At 68.5% G+C, this 17,543-nt stretch carries 19 protein-coding genes; 6 read left to right on the forward strand and 13 right to left on the reverse strand.

What is annotated here, in order from left to right; all coding sequences use genetic code 11:
• Positions 1-6 precede the first annotated feature (6 nt).
• On the forward strand, positions 7-1,140 hold the full coding sequence (locus F1640_RS09570) for a serine hydrolase (protein ID WP_124809893.1): 1,134 nt from the start codon (positions 7-9) through the stop codon (positions 1,138-1,140).
• Here F1640_RS09570 and F1640_RS09575 read toward each other — a convergent pair.
• Both F1640_RS09575 and pdxH read right to left on the reverse strand, forming a co-directional pair.
• Positions 1,133-2,110, reverse strand: coding sequence for a cation diffusion facilitator family transporter (locus tag F1640_RS09575; protein ID WP_194918919.1), 978 nt, complete (start codon positions 2,108-2,110; stop codon positions 1,133-1,135). The two genes, F1640_RS09570 and F1640_RS09575, sit on opposite strands and share 8 nt — an antisense overlap.
• A 10-nt stretch (positions 2,111-2,120) precedes the next feature.
• Positions 2,121-2,732, reverse strand: coding sequence for a pyridoxamine 5'-phosphate oxidase (gene pdxH, locus F1640_RS09580; RefSeq protein ID WP_194918922.1), 612 nt, complete (start codon positions 2,730-2,732; stop codon positions 2,121-2,123).
• A gap of 200 nt (positions 2,733-2,932) precedes the next feature.
• Here pdxH and F1640_RS09585 point away from each other — a divergent pair, with 200 nt between their 5' ends.
• The 3 genes from F1640_RS09585 to fabI are packed head-to-tail and all read left to right on the forward strand — an operon-like array spanning position 2,933 to position 5,790.
• Entirely contained in the window at positions 2,933-3,895 is a 963-nt protein-coding gene (locus F1640_RS09585; RefSeq protein ID WP_125954190.1) for a DnaJ C-terminal domain-containing protein, read from the forward strand.
• Positions 3,896-3,901: 6 nt separating this feature from the next.
• Positions 3,902-4,990: a YihY/virulence factor BrkB family protein gene (locus F1640_RS09590; RefSeq protein WP_124809889.1), complete on the forward strand. Its 1,089-nt coding sequence runs from the start codon at positions 3,902-3,904 to the stop codon at positions 4,988-4,990.
• A complete protein-coding gene (gene fabI, locus F1640_RS09595; RefSeq protein WP_194918924.1) occupies positions 4,987-5,790 on the forward strand; it encodes an enoyl-ACP reductase FabI in 804 nt (267 codons plus the stop codon). The genes F1640_RS09590 and fabI overlap by 4 nt, the downstream gene beginning before the upstream one ends.
• Before the next feature lie 45 nt (positions 5,791-5,835).
• On the opposite strand, the gene F1640_RS09600 is transcribed toward fabI, so the two are convergent.
• The 10 genes from F1640_RS09600 to F1640_RS09645 form a co-directional block, all read right to left on the reverse strand.
• A complete protein-coding gene (locus F1640_RS09600) occupies positions 5,836-6,423 on the reverse strand; it encodes a hypothetical protein (RefSeq protein ID WP_124809887.1) in 588 nt (195 codons plus the stop codon).
• Positions 6,424-6,535: 112 nt separating this feature from the next.
• Complete coding sequence (locus F1640_RS09605; RefSeq protein ID WP_194918926.1) at positions 6,536-7,048, reverse strand: demethoxyubiquinone hydroxylase family protein; 513 nt, start codon at positions 7,046-7,048, stop codon at positions 6,536-6,538.
• On the reverse strand, positions 7,045-7,542 hold the full coding sequence (locus F1640_RS09610) for a disulfide bond formation protein B (protein WP_194918927.1): 498 nt from the start codon (positions 7,540-7,542) through the stop codon (positions 7,045-7,047). The genes F1640_RS09605 and F1640_RS09610 overlap by 4 nt, the downstream gene beginning before the upstream one ends.
• Positions 7,543-7,546: 4 nt before the next feature.
• On the reverse strand, positions 7,547-8,905 hold the full coding sequence (locus F1640_RS09615; protein ID WP_124809885.1) for a S41 family peptidase: 1,359 nt from the start codon (positions 8,903-8,905) through the stop codon (positions 7,547-7,549).
• A gap of 97 nt (positions 8,906-9,002) precedes the next feature.
• Complete coding sequence (locus tag F1640_RS09620; RefSeq protein WP_194918929.1) at positions 9,003-10,217, reverse strand: murein hydrolase activator EnvC; 1,215 nt, start codon at positions 10,215-10,217, stop codon at positions 9,003-9,005.
• Positions 10,218-10,227: 10 nt separating this feature from the next.
• Positions 10,228-10,653 carry a 23S rRNA (pseudouridine(1915)-N(3))-methyltransferase RlmH gene (locus F1640_RS09625; RefSeq protein WP_194918931.1) on the reverse strand — a complete coding sequence of 142 codons (426 nt, stop codon included), beginning with the start codon at positions 10,651-10,653 and terminating at the stop codon, positions 10,228-10,230.
• 58 nt (positions 10,654-10,711) lie between these two features.
• The gene (rsfS, locus tag F1640_RS09630; protein WP_124809882.1) at positions 10,712-11,119 is read right to left on the reverse strand and encodes a ribosome silencing factor; all 408 of its coding nucleotides are present in this window, start codon (positions 11,117-11,119) and stop codon (positions 10,712-10,714) included.
• A gap of 130 nt (positions 11,120-11,249) precedes the next feature.
• Positions 11,250-11,933 (reverse strand): nicotinate-nucleotide adenylyltransferase, encoded by a 684-nt coding sequence (locus F1640_RS09635; RefSeq protein ID WP_125954290.1) that lies wholly within the window; start codon positions 11,931-11,933, stop codon positions 11,250-11,252.
• A gap of 70 nt (positions 11,934-12,003) precedes the next feature.
• Positions 12,004-13,086 (reverse strand): aldo/keto reductase, encoded by a 1,083-nt coding sequence (locus F1640_RS09640; RefSeq protein ID WP_194918934.1) that lies wholly within the window; start codon positions 13,084-13,086, stop codon positions 12,004-12,006.
• Between the two features lie 75 nt (positions 13,087-13,161).
• Positions 13,162-14,439: a glutamate-5-semialdehyde dehydrogenase gene (locus F1640_RS09645; RefSeq protein WP_125954197.1), complete on the reverse strand. Its 1,278-nt coding sequence runs from the start codon at positions 14,437-14,439 to the stop codon at positions 13,162-13,164.
• A 264-nt stretch (positions 14,440-14,703) separates the two neighbouring features.
• Here F1640_RS09645 and F1640_RS09650 point away from each other — a divergent pair, with 264 nt between their 5' ends.
• Both F1640_RS09650 and F1640_RS09655 read left to right on the forward strand, forming a co-directional pair.
• Positions 14,704-15,888: a M23 family metallopeptidase gene (locus F1640_RS09650; RefSeq protein ID WP_219730922.1), complete on the forward strand. Its 1,185-nt coding sequence runs from the start codon at positions 14,704-14,706 to the stop codon at positions 15,886-15,888.
• A gap of 4 nt (positions 15,889-15,892) precedes the next feature.
• Positions 15,893-16,261: a polymer-forming cytoskeletal protein gene (locus F1640_RS09655; protein ID WP_125954198.1), complete on the forward strand. Its 369-nt coding sequence runs from the start codon at positions 15,893-15,895 to the stop codon at positions 16,259-16,261.
• A 64-nt stretch (positions 16,262-16,325) separates the two neighbouring features.
• On the opposite strand, the gene F1640_RS09660 is transcribed toward F1640_RS09655, so the two are convergent.
• Positions 16,326-17,525 carry an LL-diaminopimelate aminotransferase gene (locus F1640_RS09660; RefSeq protein WP_124809877.1) on the reverse strand — a complete coding sequence of 400 codons (1,200 nt, stop codon included), beginning with the start codon at positions 17,523-17,525 and terminating at the stop codon, positions 16,326-16,328.
• Positions 17,526-17,543: the final 18 nt, after the last annotated feature.

A 17,543-nucleotide genomic window follows, 5' to 3' on the forward strand; every position in this document is an offset into this window, starting at 1 on the left:
GGCGCCATGGCCCGCCCGCGCTTGTCCCATATCCTCCCCCTGCTGCTTCTGCCAGCCTTGATCGGCTGCGGCAGGTCCGGAGACGCGCCCGCACCGCCGCCTCCGCCGCTGTCGGACGCCGCGATGAAGGCGGTGGTCGAAGACCCGGGGACGAATCGCGAAGGCCTGGCCCGCGCGGTCGACGCGCTGTTCACCGACGAGGCGGCTGCGGAGACCCGCGCGGTGATCGTCATGCGCGGCGGGCGGATCGTGGCGGAACGCTATGCCCCTGGCTACCACGAGAACACCCGCTTCGTGAGCTGGTCGATGGCCAAGTCGATCACCGGGGTGATGATCGGGATGCTGGTCTCGGACGGGCGGCTGCGGCTCAACGAATCGGCGCCCGTCCCCGCGTGGCAGCGTCCCGGCGATCCGCGTGGCGAGATCACGCTGCGGCAGCTGCTGCAGATGCGATCGGGGCTCAAGCATGTCGAGGCGGGCGATCCCGTCTATGAATCCGACGAGGTGCGGATGCTGTTCCTCGACGGGCGCGACGACATGGCGCGCTATGCCGAGGACCAGCCGCTCGACAGCGAACCGGGCAAGACCTTCCGCTATTCGACCGCGACCAGCGTGATCCTGTCCGATCTCGCCGCGCGCGCGCTGGCGCCCGTGCCCGATGCCGAGCACCGCCGCCGCGCCGTGGCCGAATACTTGCGCACGCGCCTGTTCGAACCGGCCGGAATGCGCTCGATGCTGCCGGAATTCGACGCGGCGGGCACGCTGATCGGCGGATCGCTGATCCACGGCACGGCGCGCGACTGGATGCGGTTCGGCGAGTTCCTGCGCAACAAGGGATCGGTGCGCGGCGCACAGATCATCCCGCGCCAGTGGATCGATTTCATGACCACGCCATCGCCGCGGCAGGCGCAATACGGCGCGCAGATCTGGCTGAACCGCACGCCCAGCGGCAAGGACCGACCCGCGCTGTTCCCCGATCGCGGCCCGAAGGACCTGTTCGCCTGCATCGGCCACCTGGGCCAGTACGTGCTGGTCTCACCCAGCCGCAAGCTGGTGGTCGTGCGTCTCGGCAAGACGCCCGACGACAAGCTGGGCGCGGTGACGGGCCACCTCGCCGACATCGTCGACACGTTCAGGTAGCAGGTTCCCCGGCGGGCGCGCCCTGCACCGCCAGCGCCGGGCTTTCCCCGTCCGGGCCGGGCGCGAGAAGATCCCGGGCACCCAGCGGCGCCTCGTTCACCAGACCTTCGGGATCGGGATGGATCAGCACTTCCACGCCGGGGAAGGCCTCCATCAGCTTTTCCTCGATCTCGTCCATCACGCGGTGCGCCTCGGTCACGGTCATCTTGCCATCGACCCAGACATGGAACTGCACGAAATCGCGATCGCCGCTGGTGCGCGTGCGCAGATCGTGCAGGCCCTTCAATTCGGGGTGCTGGGCGACGACCTCGAGGAACCGCTCGCGCTTTTCGAGCGGCCATTCGTGGTCCATCAACTGCTCGATCGCATCCTGCGAGGCGCCCCACGCACCCCAGCCCAGCCACAGCGCGATGCCGAACGCGAAAGCCGCGTCGACGCCGCCCAGCGCAAGGTAATGATCGAGCACGAGCGCGGCGATCACCGCGAGGTTGAGAAACAGGTCCGATTTGTAGTGGACGTTGTCGGTGCTGATCGCGAGGCTGCCGGTCTGGCGGATCACGTGTCGCTGATAGGCAAGCAGCGCCACCGTGGCCACCATCGCCACCACCGACACGATCACGCCCGATTCGGCCTCTGCCACCCGCTCTCCGCCCAGGAACCGCCCCACCGCGCGCCAGGCCAGGCCCAGCGCCGAGATCGAGATCAGCACGACCTGGAACATCGCCGCGAGCGCTTCGGCCTTGCCGTGCCCGAAGCGGTGGTTGTGATCGGCCGGCTGCGCCGCGACCCATACCCCCAGCAGCGTGGCGGCGCTGGCCACCAGGTCCAGCCCGGTATCGGCCAGGCTTCCCAGCATCGCGGTCGAATGCGTGGAGATCACCGCCCACAGCTTCAGGCCGGCCAGCAGCGTCGCCACGGCCATGCTAGCCATCGCCGCGCGCCGGTTGAGATCGGAGGGGATCGCGCTCATGCCATTCGCTTTACGGGTAAAGCAGCGTGCTGGTCCAGCCGCCGGCGCCATCGGTCACGAAGCGGCGGCGTTCGTGCAGGCGATGGTCGCGGTCCTGCCAGAACTCGATGGCGGCCGGTTTCACGCGATAGCCGGACCAGTGCGCCGGCCGCGTGACCTCTCCGTCCGGGTATTGCGCGCGCAGGGCGTCCACCCGGTCAAGGTAGGTCTGCCGCGAATCCAGCGGGCGCGACTGGTCCGAGGCGGCCGAACCCAGCCGCGATTCGGGATGCCGGCTGGCGAAATAGGCGTCCGCCTCGGCCGCCGTCACTTCGGTGATGGTGCCTTCGACGCGAATCTGCCGGCGCAGCGATTTCCAGTGGAACAGCAACGCGACGTGCGGGTTCGCCGCCAGCTCGCCGCCCTTGCGGCTGTGGAAGTTGGTGTAGAACACGAAGCTATCCGGCCCATGCCCTTTCAGCAGCACCATCCGCACCGACGGCACGCCCTGCGGCGTCGCGGTGGCGAGCGCCATGGCGTTGGGATCGTTGGGTTCACTGGCCCGCGCCTGCGCGAACCATTCCTCGAAGATGGCGAACGGATCGGCATGGGGGATGGCATCGCGCGCTTGTTCAGGTTTCACGGCATTTTCCTGACGAAGTTGACAAAGTTGACACGGTTCAGAGGCAAACGGCCGCCCGCCGCGGACAGGCTGTCGTGTGGCCGGCAAAGCGCGAGATAGCCATGACGAGGATCAAGGTTCATGGGCATCGCCTATCCTACCCCCGTGCAGTAGGAAAGCGCCGCTTGCGGCGCGGCGTTTCGGCACCTAGCTAGGGAACCATGGCAGACCCCTATTCCATTCTTGGCGTAAACCGCAGCGCGAGCGAAAAGGACGTGAAATCCGCGTACCGCAAGCTTGCCAAGGAACTCCATCCGGACCGGAACAAGGACAATCCCAAGGCGGCCGAACGGTTTGCCGAGGTGACGCAGGCCTATGACCTCCTGTCCGACAAGGACAAGCGTGCCCAGTTCGACCGGGGCGAGATCGACGCCGAGGGCAATCCCACAAGCCCCTTCGGCTTCGGCGGCGCGGGCGGCGGCTTTGGCGGAGCGCAGCACGGCTATCGCCATTCGGGCGGCTTCGAGGGCGCCGGTGCCGAGGGCATCGACATCGGCGACATTTTCGAGGGCCTGTTCGGCGGGCGCGGCGGTCAGCCCGGCGGCGGTGGCGGTTTCGGCGGCTTCGGCGGCGCGCGGCGTGGCCCGCCGCCCAAGGGCGCGAATGTCGGCTATCGGCTGCAGGTTTCCTTCACCGACGCCGCCAGCCGGGCCAGCCAGCGCATCACCCTGTCGGACGGCAAGACCATCGACCTCAAGCTGCCCGCGGGCGTGGAAAGCGGCCAGCAGGTGCGCCTTCCCGGCAAGGGCGAACAAGGCCCCGGTGGCGCCGGCGACGCGATCGTGACGATCGAGGTGGGCAGCCACCCGTTTTACGAACGCGATGGTGACAACATCCGGCTCGACCTGCCGGTAACGCTCGACGAGGCGGTCAACGGCAGCAAGGTGAAGGTGCCGACCGTGGATGGCCCGGTGATGCTCACCGTCGCGCCCGGCAGCAGCAGCGGACGCACGCTGCGGCTGAAGGGCAGGGGCTTTACCCGCAAGGACGGCACGCGCGGCGATCAGCTGGTGACGCTGCAGATCGACCTCCCGCCCGCCGACAGCGAACTGGGCGCCGATCTCCAGACCCGGCTCGCAGGATGGCAGGACACCCGGAACCCGCGCGGTAAGCTGGGCGTTTAAGACGGCATGACTCCCGTATCCGGCCTTTCGCCCGGGCCGGGCGATGACGGAACGGAACGGGCTGCATCCTCGCCGGCCGGACCACCGATCGCGCCGCTGATCGATGTTCCCGACCTTTCGCCCGAAGCCCGCCGTCGCGCCGCCCTGCGGCTCCCCCCGGATGCGCAGGGTTTTGTGGCGCCCGTGCCGCCCGCCCGCCACGCGCGGGCGCTGGAAGTGATCCGCCGGGTGTGGACCGGCGTCTATCACGACGGGTTCATCCACGCCGGCAACTTCGCCTACATGGTGCTGATCGCACTGTTCCCGTTCTTCATCACCGGCGCGGCGATCTTTTCCGCGCTGGGCGAGGCCAGCCAGCGCGCCGCCGCGATCAACACCGTGCTGATCGCGATGCCGCCGGTGGTGGCCGAAGCGCTCGATCCGGTGGCGCGCAGCGTGGTGGAGATGCGCACCGGCTGGCTGCTGTGGGTAGGCGGGCTGATCGGCCTTTGGACGGTGGGCAGCCTTGTCGAAACGATCCGCGACATCCTGCGCCGCGCCTATGGCACGCGCTGGGAGCACGCCTTCTGGCGCTATCGCCTGGCGTCCACCGGACTGATCGTGGCCTCGGTGATCCTGATCCTGCTCTCCATCGCCGCGCAAGTGGCGATCGGCACCGCGCAACAGGCGATCGAGGCGTGGATGCCGCAGTTCAGCGGATGGATCGCCAGCCTGTCGCTGTCGCGCTTCGTGCCGGCGGTGATCTTCTTCCTGGCGCTGTGGCTGCTGTTCATCTCGCTGACCCCCGGCGCTTACCGGGGCCGGCGCTATCCCAAATGGCCCGGCGCGCTGCTCGTCAGCCTGTGGTGGCTGGCGGTCACCGGTGCGCTGCCGGGAGTGTTGCGCCATTTCTTCACTTACAACCTAACGTACGGAAGCCTTGCCGGCGTGATGATCGCGCTTTTCTTTTTCTGGCTTGTCGGCTTAGGGATGGTGGTAGGAGCCGAACTCAACGCTGCGCTCGCGGAAACGCCCGAAGAGCGCGATGTGGTGGGGCAGGCTGACGATCGCGCGCGCAGGGCGCGCCGGATGAGCATCGAGCAAGAGGGCGCATGACCGGACTGATGGAAGGAAAGCGGGGCCTGATCATGGGCCTTGCCAATGACAAGTCGCTGGCGTGGGGGATCGCCCGCAAGCTGCGTGAACAAGGTGCCGAACTGGCCTTCTCCTACCCCGGCGAAGCGCTGGAAAAGCGCGTTCGCCCGCTGGCGGCGAGCCTGGACAGCGATTTCCTGATCGAATGCGACGTATCGGACATGGCGGCGCTCGATGCCGCGTTCGAAACGCTGAAGGCGCGGTGGCCGACGATCGATTTCGTGGTCCACGCCATCGGCTTTTCGGACAAGAACGAGTTGCGCGGTCGGTATTATGATACCTCGCTCAACAATTTCCTGACGACGATGAACATCTCGGCCTACAGCCTCGTCGCCGTGACCAAGCGCGCCATCGCGATGATGCCCGAAGGCGGATCGATCCTCACGCTGACCTATTACGGCGCCGAAAAGGTCGTGCCGCACTACAACGTGATGGGCGTGGCCAAGGCGGCGCTGGAAACCAGCGTGCAGTACCTCGCCAACGATTGCGGGCCGCAGGGCGTGCGCGTCAACGCGATCTCGGCCGGTCCGATCAAGACGCTGGCGGCCAGCGGAATCGGCGATTTCCGCTATATCCTCAAGTGGAACGAGCTGAACTCGCCGCTGCGGCGGAACGTGACGATCGAGGACGTCGGCGGGGCGGGGCTCTATTTCCTGTCGGACCTGTCCTCGGGCGTGACCGGCGAAGTCCACCATGTCGACGCGGGCTACCACACGGTCGGCATGAAGCAGGAAGACGCGCCCGACATCGCACTGGGCTGATGACGAGACGCCCTTCCGTTCGTTAGCGGGAGGAGGGGCTGCCCGTCAGGGATGCGACGGGGTGATGGCCGGCGGCGGTGTCGCCGCGCCGGCGGCATCCTCGGCCGCGCGTTCCTTGGCCAGCTTTTCCTCGTACTGCTTTTCCAGCACTTCCACCCGCGCCTGTTCGGCGGCGGTATCGGCGTCGATCGTCTGCAGGCGCTTGGCGCGCTCCTCCTCGATCAGCCGGCCGAACTGCACGTCGCTCGATTGCTTCTTCTCGGCATAGGCGGCGTTGATCAGGCGCGAGACGCAGCCCGATGCCCCGCCCGATCCGACCGGGGAGCAGGAGTTCACGCCGGCCGCGCCCACCGTTTCATAGGCCCGGACACGCTCTGTCCAGCCCTGGTTGGCCGCAGCGTTGGGATTGTCACGCAAGGGCGCGGGAATGCGGAAGCGTTCGGATTCGTCCTTGCGCGCGCAGACCGTGATTTCGCCCGCGTTGGAGGCCGGGCAGGGATCGTCGCCATAGATGATCAGCTGGTTGACCTTCTCGCCCGATGTCGCGTCCTGCGCCAGGACGGGCTGCGATGCCGCGATGCCGGCGGTGGCGATCAGCGCCAGGGCGGTGATCCGGGGTAAGAAGCGCGTCATCGTGACTCTCCAGCTGGGTCTGGTGCCGATATAGGGCCGCACCCTCTTGAATGGTAGATGAAGCCCCGTCGCTGACCTGAATCAATCAGATACGTCAGATCCGTTTCGCCCCTCAGATCCGCTTCGAAAGCGCGATCGCCGCACGGCAGCCGAAGCGGATGGCGTGGAACAGCACCGGATAGCCCGGCGCGCGCTCGGCCCCGGCAGCGATCGCGGCATCGCGGTGCTCGCGCTCGTCGTCGCGGAATTCGCGCACCATCGCGGCCAGCTCCGGGTCGTCGTCGCCCAGTTCGTCGAGCTGTTCGGTATAGTGGCGGTCGATCTCGGTTTCGATGGCGGCGGTGCAGGCCATAGCCGCTTCCGGCCCGATCAGCGCGGTTGCCGCGCCCAGCGCGAACCCGGCGACCGACCATACCGGCTGCAGCGCCGTCGGCCGCACGCCGCGCTGTGCCAGCAGCGCGTCGAACCGCTTGCGATGATCGGCTTCCTGCGCCGCCATCGCCGCGACTTCGGCCGAATGCGGCGCGCGATCGCCCATCACCGCCATCTGCCCGGCATAGATGCGCACGGCGCCATATTCGCCGGCCTGATCGACGCGGATCATTGAGGCAAACCGTTCACTCATGGCTGCAATCCTCCGGCGGAACGGCGAGCGCGGCCCAGCAGTCTGAACACCGTGATCGCGCCGGCCATGGAAATGAGGAAGTTGTAGCCCGCCAGGCTCACGCCGAACAGCGTCCACGGCGCGACATCGCAGCGGATCACCGGCGCCGACATGATCGCCGCCAGCGGATCGTTGCCCAGCTTGTGCGAGGAACACGTGGTGATGCCTTCCCACCAGCCGTATTCGACGCCGGCGTGGAACGCGCCGATCAGCCCGCTGATGCCGATCGCGACGGCAGCCAGCATGACCAGCATGTCGCCCCCGCCGGTGCGGCGCTGCATTTGCGCGATCAGCGCCATGACGATCGCGGCGATATGCGGATAGCGCTGCCACCAGCACATCTCGCAGGGGGGCAGGCCGAACCCGAGCTGCGCGATCAACGCCCCGCCCATCAGCGCGGCGGGGATCAGCAGCGCCAGGGTATAGGCGGCGTTGCGGGACTGGACCGGCGTCATCGTGTCAGCGCTTTCCCGCCGATGCCCGGAGGGGCAGCGCCTGCTGCGCGGTCCGCCCTAGCGTCTGCACCGCGTAATAGAGCTGGAAGTCGTCGATGCCCTTGGCCTTCAGTTCCTCGGCCGTCATCTTGAAGCGCGGATCCTCGCCCTTGTCGGTCTCGAGATCCTTGTCGTCCTTCAGCTCGTTGATCAGGTGTCCGCGCAGGTCGCTTTCGCGATAGGACCGCAGCGCGCGCTTGCGCATGTCGGGATCGGAAATCTGCGGCACGCGCACGTCGGGATCGATGCCGCCTTCCTGCACCGAACGGCCCGACGGGGTGTAGTAGCGCGCCGTCGTCAGCTTGAGCGCGGTGTCGCGCGTCAGCGGGATCAGCGTTTGCACGCTGCCCTTGCCGAAGCTGCGCTCGCCCATGATCGCCGCGCGGTGCTGGTCCTGCATCGCGCCGGCGACGATTTCCGAAGCGGAGGCCGACCCCTGATCGATCAGCACGATCATCGGCACGCCCTTGGCGATATCGCCGGGCGTGGCGTTGTACACCTCGTTGTCGCGGGCATAGCGGCCACGCTGCGAGACGATCGGCCCCTTTTCGAGGAACAGGTCCGATAGCGAGACGGCTTCGTCCAGCAACCCGCCGGGGTTGCCGCGCAGATCGAGGATCAGGCCGGCCGGGCGGTTGCCCGTCTTGGCGCGAATATCGCGCCAGGCGGCGGCGACCTGCGTGCCGACGTTGGCGCTGAAGCTCGATACCGAGATCACGCCGACGTTGTCCTTCACCTTCCATTCGACCGGCTTCAGCTCGATCACCTGGCGCGTGATGGTCAGGTCGAGCGGCTCATCGCGACCGGGGCGGAACACGGTGAGGCGGATCTGCGTGCCCACTTCGCCGCGCATCTGATCCACCGCGTCGTCGAGCGAGCCGCCGTAGATCAGCTTGCCGTCGAGATGGGTGATGTAGTCGCCCGCCTTGATCCCGGCGAGATCGGCCGGCGTGCCCTTCATCGGCGCGATAACCTTGACCGCGCCGTCCTCCAGCGTCACCGACAGGCCCAGCCCGCCATAGGAGCCATCGGTCTGCGTGCGCAGGTTCTCGAAATCGCGCGCGTCGAGATAGGAGCTGTGCGGATCGAGCGTGGCCAGCATGCCGTCGATCGCGCCCTTGAACAGCTTGTCGTCGTCCACCGGCTCCACGTAATTGGCCTTGATCCGTTCGTAGATCGCCATCAGCCGGGTGAATTCGGGGCCAGTCTTGGCGTCCACGGCGGCCAGCCCGGCGGTCGTCACCGGGATCAGCGCGATTGCCGACACGAGCGCGGTGGCACGGAAGAGGGAGGCCACGGTCTTCGTGAACGGGGTCTTCGCCATCGGGGACTTTCGCTTCAAGGGGGCCATGGGGCCGCGTTCTATAGCGGCAGCGCGATGAACGCCAGATGGCGCGACACGGTGAGTCATCCGGGGATCGTCATCCGCGCAGTGCCTGCAGCGGATTGATCGGAGCGCCATCCTTGCGCAGTTCGACCGTCACCGTCGGGCGGCCCGGCCCGGCCGCGCCCAGCGGCGCGCCCTGCACCACGGTTTCGCCCACGTTCACGTCAAGCCGGCCGAGATTGGTGACGAGCGAGGTCCAGCCGCCATCGTGTTCGATGATCACGATCCGGCCATAGCCGCGATAGGGGCCGGCGAAGGCCACGCGCCCGGCCGCCGGCGCGACCACCTGCGCGCCGCCGACCGGCGCGAAGGTGAGGCCGGAAGACAGCCCGCCCGCGCCGCGTTCACCAAAGCCGGTCACGATCCGTCCGCCCACCGGCAGAATCCACGAAAGCGCCGCCGAAGCCGAAGGGGTGGGGCCGGTATCCGCCACCATCAGCGCGTCGCCCGGCCGTTCGGGGCGCGGCACCGGGCCGGGCAGCGCGGCCAGCTTCTGCCGCAGCGAACCATCGGCCTGCAACTGGTCCATCAGCGCGCGCAGATCGCGCGTCTGTTCGGCCAGCGCGAGCGCGCGGTCCGCCTCGCGGCTGGCCGTCCCTTGCGCCGCGCGCGATTCGATGCGCTGGCGGCTTTCGATGGCGACAAGCTGCTGGCGCCGCGCGGTCAGCCCCTGTTCGCCCTGGCGCAGCTGGTCGGCGGCCAGCCGCGCGCTGGCCTGCAGGGCGCGGCCGCGCACGATTTCCTGCCGCAGCCCCGCGGTGCGCTGCCGCACTTCGGGCAGCATCGTTTCCAGCACCGCGCGCAGATAGACGGTATCGCGCAGGGTATCGGCGCGCATCAGGCTGAAGGCGAGCGGGCGGCGCGCCATGAGCTGCAGGGCCGCCGTCAGCCGCACCACCGGTTCCTGCCGCGCGGCGATGCGCAGCCGCAGCGCTTCACGCTGGCGGTCGATCAGCGCGATCTTCGCCTGCGCCACCTGGATTTCGGCTTCGGACTGCTGGATGCGCGCGGCCACCGCCGCCGTTTCGCGCGCGGTGCGGTCGGCCGCTTCGGTGGCCTTGCGCGCTTCCGCCTCCAGCTGCTCGCCGCGTGCCCGCGCCATCGTCAGTTCGCGGGTTGCCTGGCGCAGCGCGTCGCCCGCCTGCCCGGCATCGTCGAACGGCGCGGCCTGCTGCGCCACGGCAAGCTGCCAGCCTAACACGCCGGCCAGCGCGGCCATGGTGGCGAGAAGGAGCGTGCGCGACGTCATGACGCGGCGCTTATCCTTCGCGGTGGTAGGGATGGCCAGCAATAATGCTGGTGGCGCGCCACAACTGCTCGGCCAGCATGGCGCGGGCCAGCATGTGCGGCCAGGTCGCCGCGCCGAAGGCGAGCAGGAGATCGGCCTTGTCGCGCACGTCCGCGTCGTGCCCGTCGGCCGCGCCGATCAGGAAGCGCGCCTCGCGCACGCCATCGTCGCGCCAGCGGCCGAGAATACCGGCGAACTCCGTCGAGGTAAGCTGGCGCCCGCGCTCGTCGAGCGCGACCGTGCGGACGGGCGTGGCCGCGGGCGGCGGGATCGTGCCGCCGCGATCGGGCAGCTCGGTAACCTTGAGGCCCCAGGCGACGCGCTTGGCATAGCGGTCGACCAGCTCGGCCTCGGGCGATCGCCCGATCTTCCCGCGCGCGATGATGTGCAGCAGCATCCGGTTTCCGATCGGGAACGCTCTTCCCCCCTCCTGACGGAAGGGAGCGCGCGCGTGCTTAGGCCGCGCCCGCGTCTCCGAACGCCCACATGCGTTCGAGGTTGTAGAAGCTGCGCACTTCCGGGCGGAACAGGTGGACTACCACGTCGCCGGCATCGATCAGCACCCAGTCGGCGGCGGGCAGGCCTTCCAGCCGCGCGTGGCCGTAACCGCCCTGCTTGATCCGTTCGGCCAGCTTCTGGGCCATCGCAGCGACCTGGCGCGTCGAACGGCCCGACGCGATCACCATGTAATCGGCGATCGAGCTTTTGCCTTCGAGCGGGATCGAGACGATCTCCTGCGCCTGATCGTCGTCGAGCGATTGCAGGACGAGATCGTGCAGCGACGCTGGCTTGGCCTTGGCGCCCGAGCTGGCGGTGGACGTGGCGGCCCCGGCCTGGGCCGGAATGGTCTGGACAGTTGTCATCGCGGTGAGATGGTCTCCGTGGCTGGATTGTCAATGAAAAGGAAGCGGGCACCGGTCAATCGCCCGGCCCCCGAAACGGGCCGGGACGCCGGAATCCCGGCAACCGACCGCAAGGGAAGTGCGCCGCGGCTCAGGGCTTTCCTGCCCCGCCGAAGCGCGTGTTGCCGGTGGATGGGCCGGTTTGCGGAACGACCGGCCGATGCGTGAGGGCATCGAACGGCTCCGCATCGACGAAGCGGCGAAACCATTCCGGATCGGCGGCACGAATGGCCGTGGCCGAACGGGGATCGGGATCGAAACGCAGGATCGTCAGCGCCGGGGCGCTCCGCTTTGCGCCGTCAATCAACTGTCCGGGCCGCCGGCGCCAGCGGCGCAACCAGGCCATGGCGGGGCTCGCCAAGGCACGCGCATCATAACCCGGACGCGCGATAACCGCAATCGGCGTCTCCCGCGCGATGCGCCGCCAGTCCTTCCAGCGGTGGAACTGCGCCAGATTGTCGGCCCCCATCAGCCAGACGAAGCGCTTTTTCGGGTAGCGCCGGTGCAGCGCCGCCAGCGTATCGACGGTGTAGCGCGTGCCCAGCCGCGCCTCGATCGCGGTCACGCGGATCGGCGCGCGGCGGGCCGCCGCCCGCGCCGAACAATAGCGCGCCGGCAGCGGGGCCATGCCCTTCACCGGCTTCAGCACGTTGCCCGGCGATACCAGCCACCACACCTCGTCCAGCCCCAGCGCCTCGCGCGCGAACAGGCTGATGCGGCGGTGGCCGCCATGGGCCGGGTTGAAGCTGCCGCCCAGAAGACCGACGCGGGGCAGGCCGATTCGGGGCAGGCCGACGCGGGGGGAAGGAATCGGACCGGTCAGGATGAAGGCTCCGCCACCCCGCCTAGCGCGCCACGCGTCGGGGCGAAGCCGCCTTGGCGCGATAGGCGCCCTGCATGGCGAACATCCAGCCGGGATATTCGCGCGGCAGGGCCGAGAGGGCATCGAGCCGGGAAAGCTCGTCCGCCGTCAGTTCCACCTCGCAGGCGGCGATGTTGTCGGCCAGCTGGTCGGCGCGCTTGGCGCCGACGATCACCGTCGTCACCACCGGCTGATAGAGCAGCCAGGCGAGCGCCACTTGCGCGACCGTGGCCGGCTTGCCCGAAACCATCTTGCCCGCAGCGATCTCCTGCATAGCCTCGATCAGGTCGTAGGCGCGATCGAGTTCCACCGGCGGGAAATCGAACACCGCGCGGCGGCCTTCGCCCTGGTTGGGGCCGCTGTTGCCGCCGTCGGTGGCGCGGGTGTATTTGCCCGAAAGCAGCCCCCCGGCCAGCGGGCTCCACACCATCAGGCCCAGCCCCTCGCTTTGCAGCAGGGGCACGATCTCGCGCTCCAGATCGCGGCCGGCGACGGTGTAATAGGCCTGGAGCGAGGCAAACGAGGCGATGCCCAGCCGTTCCGAAATGCCCAGCGCCTTCATGATCTGCCAGGCCGCCCAGTTGCTGACGCCGATATAGCGCGCGCGGCCGCTGCGTACGATGTCCTCCAGCGCGCGCAGGGTTTCCTCGATCGGGGTCAGCGCATCCCAGCCGTGGATCTGGTAGAGATCGACATGGTCCATGCCCAGCCGGGCGAGGCTGGCGTCGATCTCGTGCAGCAGGTGGAAGCGCGAGGCGCCGGCCTCGTTCGCCCCCGGCCCCATCGTGCCCATGGCCTTGGTGGCGACGACCACGTCGGTCCGCTTCACGCCCAGATCGCGCAGCGCCTGGCCCAGGATCTCTTCGGACCGGCCTTCCGAATAGACGTTGGCCGTATCGATGAAGTTGATCCCAGCGTCGATCGCCTGCCGCACCAGCGCGGTTGACGCCGCCAGATCCAGCCCCGCGATCGGGCCGAACCGGCCCTGCGATTCGCCGAACGTCATCGTGCCGAGGCACAGCTCGGAAACGATCAGGCCGGTATTGCCGAAACGGTTGGTACGCATGGAAGAATCCTCTGCCTTCGGGTTTGCGGCCAAACTAGCGACCGGCCGCGTGCTTGTCGAAGGGGGATGCGGCGATCAGGGCCGGGTCTGGCCCGAACCGCGCACCAGCCACTTGTAGGTGGTGAGCCCTTCAAGCGCGACCGGCCCGCGCGCGTGCAGCCGCCCGGTCGCGATGCCGATTTCCGCGCCCAGCCCGAACTCGCCGCCATCGGCGAACTGGCTGGAAGCGTTGTGGATCACGATCGCGCTGTCCACTTCGGACAGGAAGCGGTCGGCGGCGGCCTGGTCCTCGGTCACGATCGCGTCGGTATGGCCCGAGGAATGGCGCGCGATATGGCCCAGCGCCTCCTCCAGTCCATCCACCACCGCGACCGCCAAGATCGCGTCGAGGTATTCGGTGTCCCAGTCGTTCGCGCTGGCGGGGCCGATGCGCGGATCGATGGCGCGGGCGCGGGCATCGCCGCGCAATTCGCAACCGGCATCAAGCAGGGGCGCGATCAGCCCATGCGGATCGGGATAGGTCGCATCGATCAGCAGCGTTTCCATCGCCCCGCACACGCCGGTGCGGCGCAGCTTGGCGTTGAACACGATCGCGGCGGCGCGGGCCGGATCGGCGGCGTGATCGACGTAGGTGTGGTTGATCCCGTCGAGATGCGCCAGCACCGGCACGCGCGCATCGGACTGGACGCGCGCGACCAGGCTCTTGCCCCCGCGCGGCACGATCATGTCGATCAAGCCCGCCGCCGTCAGCATAGCGCCCACGGCCGCGCGGTCCTGCGTGGGCAGGAGCTGCACCGCATCGGCGGGCACGCCGCCCTCGGCCAGCCCGGCGACCAGCGCCTGGTGGATCGCGCGGTTGGAATGCACCGCCTCGCTGCCGCCGCGCAGCAGCACGGCATTGCCCGAGCGCACGCACAGCGCGGCGGCGTCCGCCGTCACGTTGGGGCGGCTTTCGTAAATGATGCCGATCAGGCCGATGGGCACCCGCACGCGCTGCAGCACCATGCCGTTGGGCCGCGTGGCGCTGTCGATCACCTCGCCCACCGGATCGGGCAGGCTGGCGACCTGCTCCACCGCATCGGCCATGGCCGCGAGCCGGCCCGAATCGAGCCGCAACCGGTCGAGCAGCGCGCCGGACAGGCCATTCGCTTCGCCCGCGGCGACATCGCGCGCGTTCGCGGCGAGGATTTCCGGTTCGGCGCGGCGCAACGCCGCCGCCGCCAGCCGCAGCGCCTGTTCCTTCGCGGGTGCCGGCATCCGCGCCAGAACGCGCTGCGCCACGCGGCCGGCGCGGGCGAGGCCTTCGACGAGATCGGTCACGGAATCGGGGGAAATCTGGGGCTGGCTGGACATGGGCGCGCCCTACCACGCGCCCCGGCCGCTGTCAGCCCGCATCGCATGGCGGCGCTCCCACGGATTGCCCGGCGAGTCGCGGCCGCGAAGCACGGCGAATCGAAACGATTCGTTGCCGGAACCACATGGTTCCAACGCTTCACCGGAGGACTCGCACGATTCAACCCGGCAAAGGGGGATCGGATTCGACCTGCGGCGGACGCACCGGTAATCGGCCGCGTCCTTCCGGCGCATCCGCAGGGGCAGCACAGATAAAAGCCAGAGATGCCGCACCGGGGGTCGTCACACGTGTCAGCAACAGCCAGAGACGGGCTAGTCGCCCGGCTGAAGCGCTGGTTTCCCGAACGCGAGTTTTTCATGCGTTCGCAGGGCCAGGTCCGCTTCATCCGGATAACCAGCCGGCTCCAGATGATCGTGGCCGCCGCCATCGCCGCCGCGCTGGGCCTGTGGCTGGCAATGATGGTGACGATGCTGGTCTCGCGCTATCTCGACGCGCGCGACCGTGAACGGCTGCTCCAGCGCGAAGCCGCCGTCGCCTCGGCCGAAACGCGCGTCTCGAAGTATCGCAACGGCCTGGGCGAAGTGGCCGATGATCTGCAGAAGCGGCAGGACTTCATCGAGAAGATGGTCGAAAGCCATGTCGGCGCGCTGCCCAACGATCTGCCCAAGGGCACGGTCAGCGACAGCAGCGCCGAAGCCGGCAAGACCGTGAAGAAGATCTCGATGGAGCTGCCCGAGGCCGCCGGGCTTGCCCGGATCGAGGCGCGCCAGCTGGCCTTCATCGAAAAGCTCACCCGCTTTGCCGATGCCCGCGCGGCGCGCGCCGAAACCGCGATTCGCCGCGTCGGGCTCAACCCCTCGATGATCATGGCGTCGAACCGCGGCGCGCAGGGCGGCCCGCTGATCCGTCTGGTCACCGGCCCCGGCAACGATGTCGATCCGCGCTTCGCGCGGCTGGGCGCCAGCCTTGAACGGATGAGCGGGCTGGAAGACGGCCTGGCCCGCATTCCCAATACGCTGCCCGCCAGCCTCGAATATATCTCGAGCGGCTTCGGCTATCGCAGCGATCCCTTCACCGGCGGCGCGGCGTTCCACGCCGGTCTCGATTTCCGTGGGCCGATCGGCGCGCCGATCTATGCCGCCGCCGCCGGCACCGTCAGCTTCGCCGGCATCCGCCAAGGCTATGGCAATTGCGTGGAAGTCAGCCACGGCAACGGGCTGATGACCCGCTACGCCCACATGTCGCGCATCGGCGCGCGCGTGGGGGAAAAGGTTGCGGCCGGCGCCGTCATCGGGCAGATCGGCAGCACCGGCCGTTCCACCGGCCCCCACCTGCATTTCGAAGTGCGGATCAACGACCAGCCGGTCAATCCGCGCCCGTTTCTGGAGGCAAGACCGAATGTTTTCCAGGAAGGCCGCGCCGGGCAGCCGGCCAGCAACCGGAGCTAGCACTATGGCCAGCCGCAATACCGCGGGCGGGACGTTCTCGGTCCTTGGCGCGGACCTTGTCGTCACGGGCGACGTTGCCGCCACCGCCGACCTGCATATCGACGGGCGGGTCAAGGGCGATATTACCTGCGCCGCGCTGGTGCAGGGCGAAGCGAGCGTGATCGAAGGCGCGGTGAAGGCGCAGACCGCGCGCCTTTCGGGCACGGTCCACGGTGCGATCGAGGCCGGCGAACTGGTGATCCTGCGCAGCGCGCGCATCCACGGCGACGTCAGCTACGACGCGCTGACGATCGAGCAGGGCGCGCAGGTCGACGGCCGCTTCGCGCCACGCGCCGCGCCGGCCGGCGAATCGACGCTGACGCTTGTCAGCTGATCCTGGTTCGGTCCCCGATCATCCCTGCGTCCAGGCGGACGCGGGATGATCGAAAGCCGGCATATCAGGCAGCGGTGACGTTGACGCCCATGCTGGTCAGGTAGCGCTTGATGTTGCGCGCGGCTTGGCGCAGCCGCTGCTCGTTCTCGACCATCGCGATGCGCACGAAGCCCTCGCCGTCCTCGCCATAGCCGACGCCAGGCGCGACCGCGACTTCGGCATGGGTCAGCAGCTGCTTGGAGAATTCAAGGCTACCGAGGTGGTTGAGCGCCGGCGGCAGCGGCGCCCAGGCGAACATCGACGCGCGCGGGCTGGGGATTTCCCACCCGGCGCGGCCGAACGCCTCGACCATCACGTCGCGCCGCTTCTGGTAGAGCTGGCGGTTCTTCTCGACGATATCCTGCGGTCCGTTGAGCGCGGCGCAGGCGGCGGCCTGGATCGGCGTGAACGCGCCGTAATCGAGATAGGACTTCACCCGCTTCAAGGCGGCGATCAGGCGGGCGTTGCCCACGGCGAAGCCGACGCGCCAGCCCGCCATCGAGAATGTCTTGGACATCGAGGTGAATTCCACCGCCACGTCCTTGGCGCCGGGCACTTCGAGGATCGAGCGCGTGGGATTGCCGTCGTAATAGAGTTCCGAATAGGCGAGGTCGGACAGGATCCAGACCTTGTTCTCCTTCGCCCAGGCGACCAGCCGTTCGTAGAACGCGAGGTCGACCGTCTCCGCCGTGGGGTTCGACGGGTAGTTCACGATCAGGATCGAAGGGCGCGGGACCGAATACTTCATCGCCCGGTCGAGCGAATCCCAATAGCGTTCGTCGGGCGTCGTCGGGACCGAGCGGATCGTGGCCCCGGCGATGATGAAGCCGAAGGTGTGGATCGGGTAGCTGGGGTTGGGCGCGAGCACGACATCGCCCGGCGCGGTGATCGCGGTGGCCAGGCTGGCGAGACCTTCCTTGGACCCCATCGTCATGACCACTTCCGTTTCCGGATCGAGATCGACGTTGAAGCGGCGGCCGTAATAGTTCGCCTGCGCCTTGCGCACGCCGGGAATGCCCGAAGAGGCCGAATAGCCGTGCGCATCGGGCTTTTGCGCGACTTCGCACAGCTTGTCGATCACGTGGCTGGGCGGCGGCAGATCGGGGTTGCCCATGCCCAGGTCGATGATGTCCCTACCGGCGGCGCGTGCTGCTGCCCGCATGCCGTTGACTTCGGCGATGACGTAGGGCGGCAGGCGCTTCATGCGGTAGAATTCTTCGTCCACGGGTGGGATACTCTTGAT

The organism is Novosphingobium sp. NBM11 (assembly GCF_015390225.1).
GTDB lineage: Bacteria > Pseudomonadota > Alphaproteobacteria > Sphingomonadales > Sphingomonadaceae > Novosphingobium.

What these genes read in the sequence shown, in the direction of transcription:
- F1640_RS09605 (WP_194918926.1), bottom strand. Translation starts at nt 7,048, where the DNA reads ATGAGTGAACGGTTTGCCTCAATGATCCGCGTCGATCAGGCCGGCGAA.
- F1640_RS09655 (WP_125954198.1), top strand. Translation starts at nt 15,893, where the DNA reads ATGGCCAGCCGCAATACCGCGGGCGGGACGTTCTCGGTCCTTGGCGCG.
- F1640_RS09640 (WP_194918934.1), bottom strand. Translation starts at nt 13,086, where the DNA reads ATGCGTACCAACCGTTTCGGCAATACCGGCCTGATCGTTTCCGAGCTG.
- F1640_RS09610 (WP_194918927.1), bottom strand. Translation starts at nt 7,542, where the DNA reads ATGACGCCGGTCCAGTCCCGCAACGCCGCCTATACCCTGGCGCTGCTG.
- F1640_RS09570 (WP_124809893.1), top strand. Translation starts at nt 7, where the DNA reads ATGGCCCGCCCGCGCTTGTCCCATATCCTCCCCCTGCTGCTTCTGCCA.
- F1640_RS09590 (WP_124809889.1), top strand. Translation starts at nt 3,902, where the DNA reads ATGACTCCCGTATCCGGCCTTTCGCCCGGGCCGGGCGATGACGGAACG.
- F1640_RS09585 (WP_125954190.1), top strand. Translation starts at nt 2,933, where the DNA reads ATGGCAGACCCCTATTCCATTCTTGGCGTAAACCGCAGCGCGAGCGAA.
- F1640_RS09615 (WP_124809885.1), bottom strand. Translation starts at nt 8,905, where the DNA reads ATGGCGAAGACCCCGTTCACGAAGACCGTGGCCTCCCTCTTCCGTGCC.
- F1640_RS09625 (WP_194918931.1), bottom strand. Translation starts at nt 10,653, where the DNA reads ATGCTGCTGCACATCATCGCGCGCGGGAAGATCGGGCGATCGCCCGAG.
- F1640_RS09575 (WP_194918919.1), bottom strand. Translation starts at nt 2,110, where the DNA reads ATGAGCGCGATCCCCTCCGATCTCAACCGGCGCGCGGCGATGGCTAGC.
- F1640_RS09645 (WP_125954197.1), bottom strand. Translation starts at nt 14,439, where the DNA reads ATGTCCAGCCAGCCCCAGATTTCCCCCGATTCCGTGACCGATCTCGTC.
- rsfS (WP_124809882.1), bottom strand. Translation starts at nt 11,119, where the DNA reads ATGACAACTGTCCAGACCATTCCGGCCCAGGCCGGGGCCGCCACGTCC.
- F1640_RS09600 (WP_124809887.1), bottom strand. Translation starts at nt 6,423, where the DNA reads ATGACGCGCTTCTTACCCCGGATCACCGCCCTGGCGCTGATCGCCACC.
- F1640_RS09620 (WP_194918929.1), bottom strand. Translation starts at nt 10,217, where the DNA reads ATGACGTCGCGCACGCTCCTTCTCGCCACCATGGCCGCGCTGGCCGGC.
- F1640_RS09650 (WP_219730922.1), top strand. Translation starts at nt 14,704, where the DNA reads ATGCCGCACCGGGGGTCGTCACACGTGTCAGCAACAGCCAGAGACGGG.
- fabI (WP_194918924.1), top strand. Translation starts at nt 4,987, where the DNA reads ATGACCGGACTGATGGAAGGAAAGCGGGGCCTGATCATGGGCCTTGCC.